General features: G+C 63.6%; 12 protein-coding genes and 1 tRNA gene. 7 read left to right on the forward strand and 6 right to left on the reverse strand.

Features of this window, described 5'->3' with window-relative positions; translation table 11 throughout:
• From BRX37_RS27135 to BRX37_RS21160, 4 genes are all read left to right on the forward strand, one after another.
• On the forward strand, nt 1-212 hold a 212-nt coding region (locus tag BRX37_RS27135), incomplete at its 5' end, for a hypothetical protein (protein ID WP_206434202.1).
• Between the two features lie 195 nt (nt 213-407).
• Nucleotides 408-3,206: a bifunctional diguanylate cyclase/phosphodiesterase gene (locus tag BRX37_RS21150; protein ID WP_125989248.1), complete on the forward strand. Its 2,799-nt coding sequence runs from the start codon at nt 408-410 to the stop codon at nt 3,204-3,206.
• 308 nt (nt 3,207-3,514) lie between these two features.
• Nucleotides 3,515-6,181 (forward strand): TonB-dependent receptor, encoded by a 2,667-nt coding sequence (locus tag BRX37_RS21155; RefSeq protein WP_318276837.1) that lies wholly within the window; start codon nt 3,515-3,517, stop codon nt 6,179-6,181.
• Nucleotides 6,181-7,161, forward strand: a complete 981-nt coding sequence (locus BRX37_RS21160; RefSeq protein ID WP_318276838.1) for a Ca2+-dependent phosphoinositide-specific phospholipase C — start codon at nt 6,181-6,183, stop codon at nt 7,159-7,161. Before BRX37_RS21155 ends, BRX37_RS21160 begins: the two co-directional genes overlap by 1 nt.
• Nucleotides 7,162-7,732: 571 nt before the next feature.
• On the opposite strand, the gene BRX37_RS21165 is transcribed toward BRX37_RS21160, so the two are convergent.
• The 3 genes from BRX37_RS21165 to BRX37_RS21175 all read right to left on the reverse strand — a co-directional run bounded on the left by BRX37_RS21165 (nt 7,733) and on the right by BRX37_RS21175 (nt 10,682).
• Nucleotides 7,733-7,808: transfer RNA gene (locus BRX37_RS21165), tRNA-Ile, on the reverse strand.
• A gap of 26 nt (nt 7,809-7,834) precedes the next feature.
• The gene (locus tag BRX37_RS21170; protein WP_125989250.1) at nt 7,835-8,875 is read right to left on the reverse strand and encodes a polysaccharide deacetylase family protein; all 1,041 of its coding nucleotides are present in this window, start codon (nt 8,873-8,875) and stop codon (nt 7,835-7,837) included.
• A gap of 73 nt (nt 8,876-8,948) precedes the next feature.
• A complete protein-coding gene (locus BRX37_RS21175; protein ID WP_125989252.1) occupies nt 8,949-10,682 on the reverse strand; it encodes a sensor histidine kinase in 1,734 nt (577 codons plus the stop codon).
• 200 nt (nt 10,683-10,882) lie between these two features.
• Here BRX37_RS21175 and BRX37_RS21180 point away from each other — a divergent pair, with 200 nt between their 5' ends.
• Nucleotides 10,883-11,356 carry an Lrp/AsnC family transcriptional regulator gene (locus BRX37_RS21180; RefSeq protein WP_004207648.1) on the forward strand — a complete coding sequence of 158 codons (474 nt, stop codon included), beginning with the start codon at nt 10,883-10,885 and terminating at the stop codon, nt 11,354-11,356.
• 94 nt (nt 11,357-11,450) lie between these two features.
• On the opposite strand, the gene BRX37_RS21185 is transcribed toward BRX37_RS21180, so the two are convergent.
• Nucleotides 11,451-12,728 carry a tetratricopeptide repeat protein gene (locus BRX37_RS21185; RefSeq protein ID WP_125989254.1) on the reverse strand — a complete coding sequence of 426 codons (1,278 nt, stop codon included), beginning with the start codon at nt 12,726-12,728 and terminating at the stop codon, nt 11,451-11,453.
• Nucleotides 12,729-12,835: 107 nt separating this feature from the next.
• Nucleotides 12,836-14,107 (reverse strand): YfgM family protein, encoded by a 1,272-nt coding sequence (locus BRX37_RS21190; RefSeq protein WP_004207650.1) that lies wholly within the window; start codon nt 14,105-14,107, stop codon nt 12,836-12,838.
• A 276-nt stretch (nt 14,108-14,383) separates the two neighbouring features.
• Between BRX37_RS21190 and gyrA the strand changes: the two genes are divergently transcribed.
• Together gyrA and BRX37_RS21200 are read left to right on the forward strand one after the other, a co-directional pair.
• Complete coding sequence (gene gyrA / locus BRX37_RS21195) at nt 14,384-17,119, forward strand: DNA gyrase subunit A (RefSeq protein ID WP_125989256.1); 2,736 nt, start codon at nt 14,384-14,386, stop codon at nt 17,117-17,119.
• Nucleotides 17,116-17,463 (forward strand): DUF952 domain-containing protein, encoded by a 348-nt coding sequence (locus BRX37_RS21200; protein ID WP_010336100.1) that lies wholly within the window; start codon nt 17,116-17,118, stop codon nt 17,461-17,463. Before gyrA ends, BRX37_RS21200 begins: the two co-directional genes overlap by 4 nt.
• A 43-nt stretch (nt 17,464-17,506) precedes the next feature.
• Here the strand turns inward: BRX37_RS21200 and BRX37_RS21205 are convergent, their stop codons facing one another.
• On the reverse strand, nt 17,507-18,622 hold the full coding sequence (locus BRX37_RS21205; protein ID WP_125989329.1) for a glycosyltransferase family protein: 1,116 nt from the start codon (nt 18,620-18,622) through the stop codon (nt 17,507-17,509).
• Nucleotides 18,623-18,631 lie beyond the last annotated feature (9 nt).

Here is an 18,631-nt window from a genome sequence, read left to right on the forward strand (position 1 = left end):
CCCCCCCTGTCTTTCGAAATCGGACAGCCTGCGGTTCGATGCGCCTGTTATGGGCGCGAACGGTTCGTCTGCCGCTATTCTCAAACGACATGGGGCTGACACTCAATCGGCGGAACGCAGCCATTCTCCTTGCGGCCAGTGCCGGGCATCCAGAGCAGCATAGCGAGTTGGCCGCGACCTGGACCGGAAAATCGGTGACTGAATGGCCGTAAAGGGGCGTTAAAAGATGACCGGAATTCCCCCACGCCTTCCCGCAGCGGAAAATAACATCGCTGTCCTTTCGAGATATCCGCATGCGATCAAGAACTTGTGACGCGACAGGATCTGCAAAATACATAATTTTTCGGGTCATTAACTTCGACTAAAGGCGCGCATGCCAGAGGGGTGTGGTTAAGGGATCCAGCCTCATGTTCGATATCTATTTCTGCATCCGAGACGATCACGATCTTCGCCTCGTCGCGGCTGCAGGGCTAATTTGCGCCATATCCGCGATAGCGATTGTCCTGTTTCTGCGGCGCGCCCGGGATACGAAAAATATCGATCATATACGCTGGGCAATCGCGTCGGGAGGCGTTGGCGGCTTCGGGGTATGGTCGACGCACTTCACCGCCATGATGGGATATGACCCGGGCATAATACTCGGCTATGCGCTCGTTCCCACAATATTGTCGCTTCTGACGGTCGTGAGCGCGCTCACCCTGGCACATATGATTGCCTTGCGATCCTCTGCCCTCAACGCCCGCATTCTGGCGGGCCTAGTGGTTGGACTGGGTATCGCCTCGATGCATTATCTGGGCATCTACGCCATCAGGATCGATGCCGATTTCCGGTGGTCGCAACCGATGGTGATCGCATCCATCCTGCTCATAACCGCTCCAGCACCGCTTGCCTTTCATTTCGCCCTCGACCGGCGTGGATACGCGACCGGGGTGCTCGCGGCCTTGTCCATACTCAGCGGCATATTGTCGCTCCATTTTGCCGGCATGGCTGCGCTATCCCTGCGCCCCAACCGTCTTGAGGAAACCGGAGGGCTTCTTCTTTCCACTCCGCAAATGGGCTTGGCCGTCGCCATTGTTGCATTGGGCGTCCTGACCGTCAGCATCATGGCGGCACTGTCGAGCGCACGACTGCATGCTGCCGTCGGGGCTAGCGAGCGCGAGTTCAAGGTTCTTGTCCAAGGCATCAGCGATTGCGCAATCTATATGCTGGACCGGGACGGTCGCGTCGCTTCATGGAATGCCGGCGCACAGCGCCTGAAGGGCTATAGCAGCACCGAAGCCATGGGGTTGGAACTGTCCTCCTTCTACTCCGAAGAGGATCGATCGGCGGGCCTGCCGAGACGCGGCATAGAAACAGCGCGGCAAGATGGTAAATTCAATGCGGAAGGCTGGCGCTATCGCAAAGACGGCAGCCGATTTTGGGCTCATGTGACGATCGAGTCCGTCTTTGACGAAACAGGACTCTTCCGTGGCTTCGCCAAGATCACGCGCGATATGACCCGAATGAGGGAAGATCAATTGCGGTTGGAGGAGACGCGATCAAAACTCGACGTCGCCCTGTCCAACATGCATCAAGGCCTCTGCCTCTTCGACCAAAATGGGCACCTGACATTGGCAAATGACAGGGTGAGCACGCTGTTCGACGTCTCTCACGAGCAATGCCCGCCTGGAACCGCTTTCGAGGAACTTGTTCGGATTGCGGTAGCAAAGCGCACCGGAGGCGCGGTCGCAGTAGAGGCACTGGAAGAAACTCTGGCCCGACACCGGGCCTGTATCGAAAATCCGGATGGCGGCGTTCTGATTGCTGATTTTGCGGATGGCTCGACCTTCTCCATTGCCCATCATGCGCTGCCAGATGGTGGCTGGGTGTCCACCTTCGACGATATCACGGATCGTCGTCGGGCGGAGCAACGCATCGAACATATGGCACTGCATGACGAACTGACGGGTCTGCCGAACAGATCGAGCTATAATGACAGTCTCGATCTCGCGCTTAGCCAGGCAAGTCGAAATGGTGGAAAGGTCGCCGTGATCGGCATCGACCTTGATCGCTTCAAGGAAGTGAACGATGTGCATGGCCATTCAACGGGCGATGCAGTCCTGCAGGAACTGGCTCGACGCATGCTAGGCCAATTGGGTCGAGGCGAGGTCGTCGCCCGCTTCGGCGGCGATGAGTTTGCCGCGTTCAAATCGTTTGAAAATGACGATGCCCTGGACAATTTCATCTCCCGCCTGGAACGCTGCCTGGTCGAGAAGATCGAAATGGATGGCCTCTCCATCCATCCTGGCGCGAGCCTTGGCATCGCCATTTTCCCAACGGACGGCTCCCGCCGAGAGCCGTTGGTGAACAATGCCGATCTCGCCATGTATCGGGCAAAAGCGACTATTGGTCGTCAGGTCTGCTTCTACGAACAGGGCATGGACGAGGCCGCGCGCGCCCGCCGCACGCTCGCCAATGATCTGCGCGAGGCTGTCGCACGCGACGAGTTCAGTTTGGCATATCAGGTCCAGAAATTGGTCTCCACCGAGGCCGTGGTCGGATATGAGGCGCTGTTGCGCTGGCAGCATCCACGCGATGGCTGGATCTCTCCGGCGGAATTCATCCCGATTGCCGAGGAAAGCGGGGAAATTCTGGCCATTGGCGAATGGGTTCTGCGTCAGGCGTGCCGTGATGCCGCCAACTGGCCTGAACCCTGGCGTGTGGCGGTCAACCTGTCGCCGATACAACTCATGCATGTCGATCTCATCCAGATTGTCACATCGGCACTTCTGGAGAGCGGGTTGCCGGCGCATCGATTGGAACTGGAGATAACCGAAACCGCCCTTGTCAGTGACAAGGCCCGTGCCCTGCATATTCTGCGTCAAATCAAGGCGATTGGCGTTTCCATCGCGATGGACGATTTCGGCACCGGCTATTCGTCGCTCGATACGCTCAACTCCTTCCCTTTCGACAAGATCAAGATCGACCGTTCCTTCCTGCTGGATTCGGAAACCAGCCATCAGGCTCGGGCGATCATTCGTGCGGTCCTTGCGCTGGGACATAGCCTTGAAGTGCCAGTTTTGGCCGAAGGACTGGAAACCGAGGATCAGCTTCGGCTCCTTCGCACCGAAGGATGCGATGAAGCGCAAGGCTATCTATGGGGAAGGCCTACCATGAGCCCTAGCCTGGAACCCGAGCGCGCGCCCCTGAAAATCGAGGCTGCCTGACACCATCCACGACGCGCTGTCACGCCGCCTAATGAGCACAACCCGATTGCCGCGCCGTTTTCCCACAAGGAACCGATAGGATCGGATCTTGTCCGACCTTTCACGCAACCAGTGCAATAGCCGACGGTCGACTGATCGTAGGCGCAAACGAGCGTGGATCGGCAGCATCTGGTCGTTCCTGACAGGTTTCCAAGACAGGAACGATCGAGCGGCGGAAAATTCAAGATGAAATATACGCGCCACAATATTGCAATAACAACGGCCTAACCGCGCCCCGTCGGCCTTGGAGCCTTGGGGAGAACCACCACATGTCACGTTCATCGCGCATGCTTTGCGCGCCGCTTCCGCTCGCCATTTTTGCGCTGGTCCTGTCGTCGCCGGTCCAGGCGCAGAGCGTCGCACTGGCCGCCGATCAGGCTGCCCCTGCCGATGGGCAGGACGATGGCGCAATCGTCGTCACCGGCACCTATGCCCGCAGCCTGGCGGCCGCGACCGAGACCAAGCGCAAGGCCGCCTATGGCGTCGATTCCATCGCATCCACCGACATCGGCAAGTTCCCGACCCAGAATGTCGCCGAAGCGTTGCAGCTTATCACCGGTGTCGCGATTACCCGTCCGCGCGGCGAAGGCCTTTATGTCAGCGTCCGTGGCCTTGGCCCGCAATTCCAGAGCACGCTGGTCAACGGCCGCACCGTCGCGATCAACGACCTCATCGAAAATGGCGGTGCAGCAGGGCGCCAGTTCCGTTTCGAGATGCTGCCGGCCGAATTCGTGTCGCAGATCGACGTCGTGAAGACGCCGACCGCCGACATGACCGAGGGGGCGCTGGGCGGCAATATCGACGTCAAGACCTTCCACCCGCTGGACGTGGGCAACAAGACCACGGTCAATCTGCGCGGCACCTACACCAGCATGACCGACAAGGTGCGACCGAACGCCACCGTGCTGACCAGCTTCAAGACCAGGGACGATCAGTTCGGCTTCCTGGTTGGCGCCCAATATTGGGCCAAGTCGGTGCGCAACGACCGTTTCTACAATACCGGCTGGAACCTGAACAAATTCGTGCAGCCTGCCAATCCGGTTGCGGGCGCCGAATATCTGCCTGCCGGTTATTACACGCCGACCCGCACCCGTCCCACGATCGAAACCGAAGACCGCAAGCGTCTTTCAGGCCTGATCTCGGCCCAGTGGCGCCCTTCGGACGAACTGGAAACGACGCTGGACGTGTCGCTGACGCGGCTGGACGTCGAATATGACGAGTTCGGCCTCGACATCTATCCCGACGATCCGGGCACCTATCTTGTGCCGGGGTCGGTGACGCTGGACGGCAATACGGTCACCAAGGCGACGATCAACAATGTCCGCTTCATGGCCTCGCGCGAATATAGTCTCAACCGCCACGACCTGATCAATGTCGGCCTGAAGCAGGTGTGGAATCCGGGCGACTGGCATGTTTCGGCCAATGCCAACTGGTCCTATGCCCATAGCTTCCACCCCAGCTATGCCGAAGGCACGGTGCGCAGCCGCATGCAGATCATCGCGCCGCTGACCTATGACGCGTCGGGCGGGTACAAGGTCGCGCCGACGCTCAGCACGCCGGTCGACGTCAGCAATCCGGCCAATTACATCTATTATCCGTTCAACATCGCCCCCAAGAACAGCAAGGACTGGGACACTTATGCCCGCCTTGACGTGGGCCGCGACCTCAACGGCTTCATCACCAAGATCCAGGCCGGTGGCGAATATCATTGGCGCAAGCGCGACTATTGGCGCCGCGACTTCACCGTGAACATCACCGGCAACCCGCCAATCTCGCAGGTCGTGCCGGGCGGCTATGAAGCACTGCCCTTCGATGATGCCTTCTCGAACATTCCGGGCAATTTCCCGCGCAACTGGGCAACGCCCATCACCAGCGCCTTCTATGACACGCTGTTCACCGATGCGATCGCCAACGCGCCGCTGACGGCGGGCGACATGCGCGCTTCCTATGTCGTCACGGAAAAGATCCTTGGTGGCTATGTCCGCGCGGATTATGGTTTCGATCTCGGCAGCGTGGGCATCACCGGCAATGTCGGCCTGCGCTATGTCCACACCGACCAGGTGGCGAGCGGCACGCTGACACTGGGCACCACGCCGACCCCGGCGAGCTTCCCCAAGACGTTCAACAACTGGCTGCCCAGCTTCAACCTGCGCGCCGAACTGACGCCCAGCCTGATCGGCCGTCTGGCGGCCAGCCGGGTGCTGACCCGCCCGAACATGACCCAGACCGCGCCGCAGATCAGCGTGTCGACCGATGCCCCGACCGCGAGTGGCGGCAACCCGGACCTCAAGCCGTTCCTGGCAACGCAGTTCGACGGTTCGCTGGAATGGTATTTCCGTCCCAATGCGTCGCTGACCGGCGCGCTCTTCTACAAGAAGATGGATGATTATATCACCGCGCAGAACGTCAACACCGAAATTCCGGGGCGTGGCACGGTGCTGTTGAGCACCCAGGTCAATGGCGGCACGGCCAAGGTCTATGGCATCGAAGCGGCCTATAACCAGGTGTTCGATTTCCTGCCGGCCCCGTTCGATGGCCTGGGGTTCCAGGCGTCCTACACCCATACCGAAGTAGAATCGAACTATACCGCCGGTGCGCGTCCGATCGTCGATCAGTTGATCGGCCTGTCGAAGGACAGCTACAATCTTGTCGGCTTCTACGACAAGGGGCCGATTTCGGCGCGCCTGTCCTATGTATGGCGCGGCGAATATCTGTCCGGCAATGGCAGCACGACCCAGACCGAATCCTATGTGGCGCCGTTCGGATCGCTCGACGGCAACCTGTCCATCCGGGTGCTGCCCAAGACGCTGGTCAGCCTGGAGGCGATCAACCTCGCCGGGGCCAGGGCCTATTCCTACAATGGCATCAAGGAGCGGTTCAACGAGATCCAATATTATGGCCGCACCTTCCTGTTCGGCATCCGGACCGAATTCTGATGCGCGGGATCGGACCAGCCATCGCCCCTGCCATCGCTCTTGCCACCGCCGCGCTGACCCTGGTCGGCGCGGCGGCCCCACGCGCCATGAACGATATCCAGGTGGTGGGATCGCATAACAGCTTCAAGGCGCGCATACCCGCGGCGGTCATGGCCAGGATCAGGGCGATCGAGCCGCGACTCGCCGATGGGCTGGACTATTATCATCTGCCGCTCACCCAGCAACTGGATGCCGGCGTTCGCCAGCTTGAACTCGACATCTTCGCCGACCCGCAGGGCGGTCGCTATGCCGATCCCAAGGGCGAGCAATGGGCGCGGGAGGCCGGCGAACAGACCGGGTTCGACCGCCAGGCGATGCTGAAGCCCGGTTTCAAGACGTTCCACATTCCCGATGTCGACTATCTCAGCACCTGCCCGGCGCTCGTCCAATGCCTGGCCGAGGTCGATCGCTGGTCACGCGCGCACCCCGATCACCTGCCGATCATGATCACCATCAATGCGGCCGACACGCCGTCGAACCGACCGGGGATCAGCAATCCGATCGGACTGGACGACAAGGGGCTGCTGGATGCGCTCGATGCCGAAATCCGATCCGTCCTGCCGGGCAAGCGGCTCATCACGCCCGATGAGGTGCGCGGCAAGGCCAGGACGCTGCGCGATGCCGTGCGCACCCATGGATGGCCCAGCCTGGATGCCGCGCGAGGCCGCATCTACATCATGCTCGACGTGCGCGATGCGGTCTCCAACGTCTATCGCGATGGCCATGCTTCGCTGGCGGGGCGGGCGATGTTCGGCTGGTATCCCGACGATCAGCCCGAATCCGCGATCCAGATCGTGCAGGATCCGCTGGTCGATGGTGCCAAGATCAGCGCATGGGTGAAGCAGGGCGTCATCGTGCGCACGCGGACCGATGCCAATACGGTGGAGGCACGCGCCGGCGATCATCGCAAGGCACAGGCGGCCATGGCCAGCGGCGCCTAGGCGGTCAGCACGGACTATTATCCCGGCGCGCCCGATCCGTTGCACAGAGGCTTTTCGGTGACGCTGCCGGAAGGCGCAATGGCGCGGTGCAATCCGGTCCGCATTGCGGCGGGATGCGCGGCCCTACCTTGCGTTTGCGCTGACTGATTTATCACCTTCGGTGTCGCGCATAGACTCATGATGCCCGGCGTCCTGGACAAATTTGAGCCAGTATCTGGCGGTGGCGCAGTTGCTTGCGGTGGCCGCGCATGCGCTCGATGCGGCTGCGTTGCTTGTAGAGCACCCCGTTCATGCTCGACTTTCACTGGCAAACAGCGCGTCGGATTTGAGGATTTCTTCGAGATGAGCCGTTTGGCTTCCTCTTTATCCTTAGCCCACAGGAACAGCATGATTTCATGCTTACCGAGGGTGGCGCGCTTTTTATCGGGCACGATCCGCCGAAAATAAGAAACTGCGCCGCCATTAGCGAAATAGGACTGGATACTTCGATAACTGTTACAGATGTAACAGACGTCCGCAAAAAGTCCTTATCTTTCAACGAATTCCAAGCCTTTCAACAGCTTGGAGACAATGGTGGGCCCGGCAGGACTCGAACCCGCAACCTAGCCGTTATGAGCGGCCAGCTCTAACCATTGAGCTACAGGCCCCACCTTGAACGCGGCGATAAGGAGCATCAGGCGGCTTGGCAAGCCTTCGCACGCGCGGGAATGGCATCCAGCAACTGATCCAGGCTGACCGCCGCCACGCCGCGCCGCGCCAGATGGCTCAGCACCCTATCCCACCAGCCGTAAAAGGCGGTGCGATCGGCCTCGTCACGGACATAGGGCGTGTGGCCCGGCTCCAGCGTGGGCGAATGGAAACTGAAATTGAGGACGCGCACGCCTTCGTCGATCAGCGCGTCGATCGCAGCCGTCGCTTCGGTCGCGGTGATGCCTTCGGGCGTCAGCGGCACGCGCGAGAGCATCCGCGCCCGCGCCAGCGCACCGGCCAGCGGCCCCATCGCCTGGGTCGCGCGATAAAGCCCTTCGCCCCCGCCACGCAAAAGACCAGTGATCGCCGTCGACAAGGGCAATTCGACGAGGCTGCGGGTCGGCCCCGCCCAATAGGGATTTTGCGGCAGGCCATGGAAATCGGGGCCATGTTGATGGCTGTAATCGAACCGACTGCGCACCGAGGTATCGAGGCGAAAGCCCGCCGCCTCCAGCAGCCGCGCACTGTTGGGGCCGACGCCATAGCGCCCCGCCCGATAGGCGATCGGCCGCTTACCGAAACGATCCTCGATCCGCCGGCACAGCGCCTCCAGCTTGGCTGCCTCCACCGCCTCGGGCAGCGAACCGACATAGGAATTGGCGGCGTTCACATCCTCGACATGGGGCGGATTGACCCAGGGGTGGAGATGCGCGCCGACATCGGCCTCGCCCGCAGCCACCCACGCCCCCATCATCCCGGCGGCCGCATCGCTGTCCACCACCGGATAGTCGGTCACATAGACGGGCTTGACCCCGGCCGCAGCGAAATAGGCTTGGCCGCGCGCCATGCCGGCCAGCGCCGTCACGCCATGGCCTTCCCGGCGGAACGGCGCGTTCCAGTCGAATTCCTCCTCGGTATCGACGAACAGCATGAAACGGGTGCCGAACGCGGCCGGAAGCGCAATCATATCCTCGGGCAGCGGCGCCCGAAGCAGATTGCCGTCATGATGATGAGCTGATTGCATCGCCCTTCCCTATCCCGCAATGGTTGCGATAGGGTTTCGTTCCGGTCAAGCCCGCGCCCGACCAGCCCGAAAATCAGCCATTGCCAACGACATCCTCTTCCATCCCGTCGATCGGGATGCGCAGCAGGAAACGGTCCGGGCCGACATCCAGGCTGCCGCCGCAACCAGCCGCCAGGCTGCGGATCAGACGCAGCGAGAAGCCCAGCCCCAGCAACGGCCCGTCCGCCCAGTCGCCCTCGGGCGTGTAGCCCGGATCGAGCAGATGCGCCTCGTCCATGCCGCTCAGCGTCGACGGACGGTCGATCGCCAGCACGACCTTGCCCGACGCGCCATCGGGCTGGAACCAGCAGGCGCCCGTCACCGCCTCGCCCTCGGGCGCGACCGAAATCAGCGTGCGCAGCAGATGCTGCACCATGCGCTCGCCCTGCACCGGATCGATGCTGATCTGTGGCAGATCCTGCGACACGGCGATGTCGATCGGCGTCACCGCCCGGCCATCCTGGTCGCGGAAACGGGCCGCGACCTGCATCACCAGCAATGCCGGATCGATCGTCTGCGGCGCACCGATACCGTCGCCGCGCGACACCTTCGCCGCCAGATCCAGATCGTCGAACGCCGCCAGCAGATGGCGCGCATCGACCGCGATATTGCCGGCCATCTCGCGATATTCGACGCCGGCCGGGCCGAACAATTCCTGTTCGATAATCTCGGCAAAGCCCAGGATCGCGTTCAGCGGCGTGCGCAGTTCATGCACCAGCTGGCGCAGTGAATCCGCCGACAGGCCGGCAATCGTCACCGGTCCCGACGGCGTCGTCGCCACTTCGTGCAGATAGGGGCGCCGTGCCTGGCCGCGATAGCCCTGGAACCGACCGGACCGCGGATCGAAGAAGGGGGTTGCCGACAGGCGCCATTCGCCTGCCATCATCCCACCGATGATGGTGAAACGGCCATTCTGGAAACCGCTGCGGCGCTGGAAGGCGCCGGCGACATGACCATCGGGGCCGCTCGCCCCTTCCAGCGCGATTTCGCCGAGCGACAAGCCGACCAGCGCGGCACGCGGCCCCTGGTCCACCCAGACCAGCACGCCGGTCGAATCCGTCTCGAACGCGAAGAAATGCGGCTGTTCGGCGCGCAGCGCGGGCTGCGACACCGGCGCGACGATGATGTCCTGCGGCGGCGCCTCTTCGGGCGGACGCCGGGTGCTGGTGAAGCGCGCAATGCGGTCGACCAGGTTGCGGATCTGGTCGGGGCCGGGTTCGGCCACCGGCTGCGGCGCAACTTCCGGCTCGACGACGGGCTCAGGCGCGAGCGCCATGTCCGCGGTCAGCAGCATGTCGGTCTCACGGACGCTCGTGCCGCTGGTCAGCACCAGGTCGGTCGGGCCGAACGCTTCGAGCCCCTGCCGCGTTTCGGGGCCGATGTCGCGACGGCCGCGCAGCACGCCGCGCGCCGTGGGGCTGAGGTGCGGCAGCAGTGCGGCCCACAGCGGATCGGACAGACGTGCGCGTGCCATCGCCGCGCCGGCGATCGCCGGACGGTCACCGGCAAAGAAGCGGATCAGGCTGGCCGAACGCAGCCGGCCGCCCAGTTCGACAACGGTCGCGATTCGCTGCATTTCAGACAGTTGCGGCCGCAACTGGGCCAATCGGCCGAGCAGAGCCTCGCGATCGGGTGCGTCCATGGGGGGACGATCATAACGATCATGCTGCGCCAGCAGGTCGACGCATTGCCGCCACAGCGTCACCGCGCCCACGCCGCTGCGATCGTCGGCAGCCAGCACGGTTTGCATGATGTCGTTGAAGCGCAACCAAAGTCCCCATATTCAAGCGGTAACAGGCGGCATGCCCGCATCGCTGTTCGTTACATCCTAACCGATAAGCAGTCCTTACCCAAAGCGAAAGCGTGATTTCGACGCACAATATGAGCGTCGCATAGTGGGACAATTGCATTGCGCTGAAATATTATTATGATGCGCCCGCAGTAACAGGTAAGGAAATAATCAATCTGATGGCGGGGCCCAATATCGACGACATCGACCTGCAGATCCTGGGCGAATTGCAGGACAATGGCAGGATGACCAATGTGGATCTGGCGCGGAAGGTCGGGCTGACGGCACCGCCGTGCCTGCGCCGCGTCCGCGCGCTGGAGGAAGCCGGCGCCATCACCGCCTATCACGCCGTGGTCGATCCGGCGATGCTGGGCTACACCATCACCGTGTTCGCGATGGTCAGCCTCAAGAGCCAGGCCGAGGCCGATCTCAAGGCGTTCCAGGACCATGTCGACGCCCTGCCCGAAGTGCGCGAATGCCATATGCTGAACGGCGAGATCGACTTCATCCTGAAGGTGGTCGCGCGCGACCTGCAGAGCTTCCAGCAATTCCTGACGTCGAAGCTGACACCGGCACCCAATGTGGTGAGCGTCAAGACGTCGCTGACGATCCGCACGTCGAAGAATCTGCCCGGCGTCCCGCTGCCGGTCTGATCCGGCCAGTTCGCGACAGCCGGCACGCAGGCGCAACGAAAAAGGGCCGGCCCCACGGGGGACCGGCCCTTTTTCCTGTCATGTCGCGCCGCGATCAGCTGGCCGTCTGCGCCGTGCCCTGCTGCGCCGACTTGCGATGCTGCAGATCGACCCAGACCGACCAGAAGCCGGCGACATTGCTCCAGTTGCCGCTGGTCACCTGGGCCAGCGCGGTCTTGCCACCGGCCAGATCGCCCGAACGGGCCAGCGCGATGCCCAGGCGCGCATTAGCATGGCCCTGATCGACTCCGCCCTTGCTCAGCGCCAGCCGATACTGTTCCACCGCCTGCGGATATTGACCGAGCGAGAAATAGCCGTCGGCCGCATTCAGCGCCGCCTTGCCATCGCTCGCCGCCGCCGCCTTCTTCGCCAGCGCGGGCATGGCGGCGATATCCTTGGTCGCCTTGGGCGTCACCGCCTTCAGCAACTGCGCCGTGGTCGCCTGGTTGGTGGTCAGCTTGCCGGCCGAACGGCCCGCCTCGATGATCGCCTTGGCTTCGGCAAAATTGCCGGTCTTCTCGGCCAGCTGGGCATAGGTCTGGTAATCGCGCTCGCTCGCCATGGCGCCATTGGCGGCCTGCAGGCGATAAAGGTCCAGCTGGACCTGCGGGTCGCTTTCCTGACCGGCCAGATAGTTGGTCAGCGCCGAACGCCATTCGGGGGTCGACGGATAGACTTCCAGCCGCTCGCGATATAGGCTGCTCACCTCATCCCAGTCATTGGCCTGATAGGCCATGGAGATGGCGCGGTCATACCAGGCGGCCGGGATCGGCTGACCCGATGTCTTCTGCTGCGCCAGCGCCTCCTGCACATAGGTGCGGGCTTCCTTGGACTTGTTCTTGCGCATCGCAATGTCGGCGCGCAGCATGGTGGCGTCGATGCCCGAATAGCCCAGCGTCTTGGCATAATCGAGCTGCGCCACCGCATCGGTATAGTTCGCGACCATGTAGGACAGATAGCCGGCGATGAAGCGCAGGCGCGGCGCGTCCGCCTTGGGCACCGAACTGGTCTTGAACATGTCGGTCAGCGCGATCCGCTGAGCCTGGATGTCCCGGCGCAGCACCGCCACCTCGAAACGCAGGCCCGCCGCGGCATAGGCCTCCATGTCGGTGGTCGGATTGAGCGCAGCGATGCGCAGATTGGCGGTCGATGCGTCACGCGCCTTGATCGCGGTTTCTGCGGCCTGCACATCGGCGCGGAAGGCGTCCGACATCTCGATCGGCGGCCCTGCCACCACGATCTTCTTCTTGGCCGCAGCCGGCGTCGCCAGCATGGCGCCGGCCAGCACGACCGGCAGTCCGATAGTCAGAAAAACAGGATTCCGCTTGGCCATGACAGGCCTCCCCCACTGCAATATCCCGGCCCCCGGCCGGTCATTCAAAAAAAATGAAGGCGCACAGACCGCCGAACCAGCGGCGATCTGCGCGCCTTATACTAGATTCAGGCCTTGGTGCCCAGATAGGTCAGCCACAGATCAGCGATCTGCTTACGCGCACCGCCCTGGACTGCCTCGAACGCCGACTTGGCGCCGGCATTGTCGCCACCCATGGTCTTGGCAATGCCCAGGCGGGTGTTGATCTCGTCGGCGTCGACGCCACCCTTCTGCTTGGCCAGTTCGAACATCGCCGCCGCCTTGGCATAGTCGCCATAGCCCAGATAGGCGTCGCCGGTCGCAGCCGCGACCTTGCCATTGGCAGCCTTGCCGGCATCCGCTTCGGCGGCGCCCAGCGACGACTTGTCGCCCGGAATGCGACCCACGGCGGCCTGATAGATGTCGCCCGCCTGGCTGGCGTTCAGCACGCCCTTGGCGCGACCGGCGTCAATCGTCGACTTGACCTCGCCATAAATGCCCGTCTTCGACGCCATTTCGGCCAGTTCGGTAAAGTCCGCAGCGACCACCAGACCCTTGGCCGCCGACATCAGGCGCAGCACGTCCAGATTTTCGCGGTTGGTGATGTTCGGGTTCGCCTGCTGGAACAGGCGGATCAGCGTGCGCAGATTTTCACCGCTCGGATTGGCGGCATAGGCCCACTTGGCCCAGTCGGTGACTTCCGGCAGGCGCGCTGCAGCCGCACGGCTGACGCCGATCTGATACCATTGCGCCGGCACGGGTTGGCCCGACGCCTTGGTCGCGTCAGCCGCCGCCTTCAGCGCAGCGAGGCCCTGCTGGTTGAAGCCACGCGCCGGCTCGGCCGAGGCATTGCCGGTGCCGGCCTTGCCGAAATAGGCCTGGGCGATGGTCGGGTTGACCTGCTCGGCCTTGTAGCCAGCAGCCAGCGCCGCCTGGCCACGCGAAATCGCGACGTCGTAATTCTTCTGAGCGAGAGCCGCATCGGCCGCCACCATGTTGAACTGGCCGGTCTGCTCGGGCGGGGTCAGGCCGCTGTCGAGCATCTGGTTGAGACCTTCCATCTTCAGCGCGTCATCCTTGCTCTGGATGCCGGTGTTCAGCTTGATCGCGCCGATCTGGTACTTGTCGTCGTTCGACGCCGCCTTGCCATCGGCCTCGGTCAGCGCCGTCTTGGCACCGGCGAAATCCTGGGCATCGGACGCCTTCTGGGCCGCTTGGAGCGACTTGAGCACTTCGGGCGACACGTTCAGCTTGCGGCCGGCCGGCTTTTCTTCCTTCTTCGCGGCGGAGGCGGGAGCCGAAACGGCGCCGCCGGTCAGCGCCAGAGCCAGCGCGAGCGACAGCGGGGTAACAAAACGCATGATCCTCATCTCCTTTTCGCGCCTGACAGGGGGACCACAGGCGACATCCGGGTTGAACGCCGATTAGGGGTCGGCGCGTGAACGGGCTTTGAACAAGCCTATATCCGCGCATTTTGCAACTGTCATGCTGCCGCTTCGTTCCGCTTTTCTTCGCGCCCGCCAATCACCGCCTTGGCTGCACATGCGGGCGCGCGGGCGCGCGCGAGGGGTGACAGATTTGTTTCGCTCGGCTAGTGCAGTGGCAACGCATCACACCCATCCAAAAAGAGAATCGCCTTGACCGACGAGACCGTCCTCGCCGACCCTTCGGACATCAGCCCCATCAGCATCGTTGATGAGATGAAGTCGAGCTATCTCGACTATGCCATGTCTGTGATCGTCTCCCGCGCCCTGCCGGACGTGCGCGACGGCCTGAAGCCGGTGCATCGCCGCATTCTCTTCTCGGCCCAGGAATCGGGCTTCGTCTACAACCGCCCCTATCGCAAGTCGGCCCGTCTGGTCGGTGAAGTCATGGGTAAATATCACCCCCATGGCGACAGCTCGATCTACGACGCCTTGGCCCGCATGACCCAGGACTGGTCGATGCGCGTGCCGCTGATCGATGGTCAGGGGAACTTCGGTTCGATGGACCCCGATCCGCCAGCCGCCATGCGGTACACCGAAGCGCGCCTGGCCAAGGTCGCGACCGCGCTGCTGGAAGATCTCGACAAGGACACCGTCGACTTCACCCCCAACTATGACGCGTCGGAAAGCGAGCCGCAGGTGCTGCCCGCCCGCTTCCCCAACCTGCTGGTCAACGGCGCCGGCGGCATCGCCGTCGGCATGGCGACCAACATCCCGCCGCATAACCTCGGCGAAGTGCTGCGCGCCTGCCTTGCCTATATCGAAAACCCGGCAATCTCGACCGACGAACTGATCCAGATCGTCCCCGGCCCCGACTTCCCGACCGCGCCGCTGATCCTGGGCCAGTCCGGCGCCCGCAATGCCTATCATACCGGTCGCGGCTCGATCCTGATGCGCGCCCGGCACGAGGTGGAGGAAGGCCGTGGCGACCGTCGCTCGATCGTCCTTACCTCCATCCCCTATCAGGTCGGCAAGAGCGGCCTGGTCGAAAAGATCGCCGAAGCCGCCAAGGACAAGCGGATCGAGGGCATCAGCGACATTCGTGACGAATCGAGCCGCGAAGGCGTGCGCATCGTCATGGACCTGAAGCGCGACGCCACCCCGGACGTCGTCCTCAACCAGCTGTGGCGCAACACCCCGGCCCAGTCGAGCTTCCCCGCCAACATGCTGGCGATCCGTGGCGGCCGCCCGGAACTGCTGGGCCTGCGCGAGATCATCGAAGCCTTCGTCAAGTTCCGCGAAGAGGTCATCACCCGCCGCACCAAGTTCGAGCTGAACAAGGCGCGCGACCGCGCCCATATCTTGCTGGGCCTGGTCGTCGCGGTCACCAATCTCGACGAGGTGGTGAAGATCATCCGCGGTTCGGCCAGCCCGGCCGCCGCCCGCGAATCGCTGCTGGCGCGCGAATGGCCGATCGGCGAGATCGCGCCCTATCTCGCCCTGGTCGAGGCGATCGAGACCGAAGTCAGCGGTGAGAGCTACAAGCTCAGCGACGTGCAGGTCCGCGCCATCCTCGACCTACGCCTCCACCGCCTGACCGCGCTCGGCCGTGACGAAATCGGCAAGGAACTGGCCGAACTGGCCGAAGCCATCGCCGAATATCTCGCCATCCTGGGTGACCGGGTGAAGCTCTACGCCGTGATGCGCGAAGAGTTCGAGGCGATCGAGAGCGAATTTGCCACGCCGCGCGTGTCGGTCATCGCCCCTGCCGCCGACGGCATCGATGACGAGGATCTGATCGAGCGCGAGGAGATGGTCGTCACCGTCACCGTGCAGGGCTATATCAAGCGCACCCCGCTGGAGAGCTTCCGCGCCCAGGGCCGTGGCGGCAAGGGCCGTTCGGGCATGGCGACCAAGGATGAGGACGCCGTCACCGAATTGTTCGTCACCTCGACGCACACGCCGGTGCTGTTCTTCTCGACCGCGGGCAAGGTCTATCGCCTCAAGGTCTGGCGCCTGCCCGAGGGCGGCCCCGCCACCCGCGGCCGGCCGATGATCAACCTGCTGCCGCTGGCACCGGGCGAAACCATCCAGACCGTGCTGCCGCTCCCTGAGGATGAGGAAAGCTGGAAGGAACTGCACGTCATGTTCGCCACCGCGAACGGCACCGTGCGCCGCAACAGCATGGATGCCTTCGCCAATGTGCCCAGCAACGGCAAGCTCGCGATGCGCTTCGACGAAGGCAGCGACGATCGCCTGATCGGCGTTGCACTGCTGACCGAAGAGGACGATGTGCTGCTCGCCACCCGCCAGGGCCGCGCGATCCGCTTCGCCGCCACCGACGTGCGCGAATTCCAGAGCCGCACCTCGACCGGCGTGCGCGGCATGACGCTCAAGGACGGCGATGAGGTCATCTCGCTCTCGATCCTCAAGGGCTTCGACGCGACCACGGAGGAACGCGACGACTATCTGCGCGCCGCCCCCTGGAAGGAAAATGAAGCCACCCCGGCGATCAACAGCGCCGAACGCATGGCCGCCTTTGCCCAGGCGGAACAGTTCATCCTGACCGTCTGCGCCAATGGCTATGGCAAGATCAGCTCGGCCTATGATTATCGCCGCACCGGTCGCGGTGGCCAGGGCATCACCAATATCGACAATATCGCCCGCAACGGCCTGGTCGTCGGCAGCTTCCCGGTCGCGCATGAGGATCATCTGATGCTCGTGACCGATCAGGCCAAGCTGATCCGCATGGGCCTGTCGTCGATGCGCGTGATCGGCCGCAACTCGGCCGGCGTGCGCCTGTTCAACGTCGCCAAGGACGAGCATGTCGTGTCCACCGCCCGGATCGAGGACGGCGAAGATGACAATGCGGAGGCACCGGCCGAAGGCACCATCGAGGGCGCACCCGAAACCGCCCCGGAAGCCGGCAGCGAGGGCAGCGAGGCGTGAGCGAGCTGTTCGCCTACAAGATCCTGACCGCCGAGCAATATGACCAGTTCAAGGCCGACGGCGTGTTCAAGGGCGCGCCGATCGACCTGCAGGACGGCTATATCCACATGTCCACGCGCGATCAGGCGGCCGAAACGGCGGCCAAGCATTTCGCGGGACAGGATCGGCTGGTGATGCTGATGATCGACCTCGCCCCCTTTGGCGAGGCGATCAAATGGGAAGTGTCGCGCGGCGGCGCCCTCTTCCCCCATCTCTATGGCGACCTGCCGATCAGCGCCGTCGCCGGCAAGGTGATCCTGCGCCTCGACGACGCCGGCAATCATTTGTTCCCGGCTGGGTTCTGATCCATTCCCCTTCTTCCCGAGCCAGCCTCGGGGAGGAAGGGAACTACCCCCGCCCCATCTCCACCACCCGGCCACGCACGACGCGATAGGTCCAGCCGCCCCAACTGATGCGATTGGATGTGGCAGCCTGTAGCTGCACCGCCAGATGCGCCCAGCAGACGGCAAAGGGCGTCACCATGTCCCACCAGAGCGATCGGCGCGCCCGCGCCGCCTGCTCTGGCTCCAGCACGGCCGCCAATATCCGCCGCCGCGTCGCCGCCCGCCCCCAGGCAGTGCCATAGCCGATCGCGATGGCCGGCCAGCCGCCCCAGCCCAGCGCCCACAGCCAGAAACCCGATTGCAACGCGACCGCGCCGGTCGCCACCGCCCACATGCGCGGGCTGTTGGTGAGGATATGCCGATATTGACGCACGCCAAAATTCCAGAGCGCGCTCAAACTTCCGTCCAGCGGGCTCGCCACCAGCAGGTCGCGCACCGGCCGCATCCGCAGCTTCGCGCGCCATCCAGCCAGTCCGATCGCCATGTCGTCGGACAGGCGCCCGGCCAGCGCCGCATCGATATCGATCCGCTCGGCGGCGGCGCGCGTCATCGCCATTGCCCCGCCCCAGGGCATGGTGGAACTGGCCGCGCGCGGCAGCGTCGCCAGTTGCAGTTCGACCGCGCCGACCAGCGCCGGCATGCCCAGCCCGGCCGGCAGCAGCAGCCTATAGCCTGTCACGATATCCGCCTTGCCCCGCACCAGTGGGAAGAGCAGCCGCCCGGCCAGCCGCGCCGGCGGCTCGATATCCGCATCAATGAAGATCAGGTAACGATCCGCGTCGCGCAGCGCCTTGAGCGCCGCCCGCAGCTTGTGGACCTTCTGCCCCTCGTCGCGCGCCACGCCGGCGCGCACGATCTGCACCCAATCCGGCTCGGCGGCAGCCAGCGCCTCCGCCGCTGCACAGGCGCCGGAGGTCGCGAGCAGCAGTCGGAACGACGCGCTCTGCGCCTTCAACCGGGTGACAAGTTCGCTGCCACCTTCCCAGTCATCGCGCACCGACATGATCATGACCGCGCCGTCGGGCGCCTCCTCCTGCCGGTCCGCCGGCAGATGACGCCAATAATTGACCACGCCCATCAGGCTCAGCGCCTGGAGCAGCAGCCACAGCGCCAGCATCATCGTCACCAC

This window comes from Sphingomonas sp. S-NIH.Pt3_0716 (genome assembly GCF_003950715.1).
Classification (GTDB): domain Bacteria; phylum Pseudomonadota; class Alphaproteobacteria; order Sphingomonadales; family Sphingomonadaceae; genus Sphingobium; species Sphingobium yanoikuyae_A.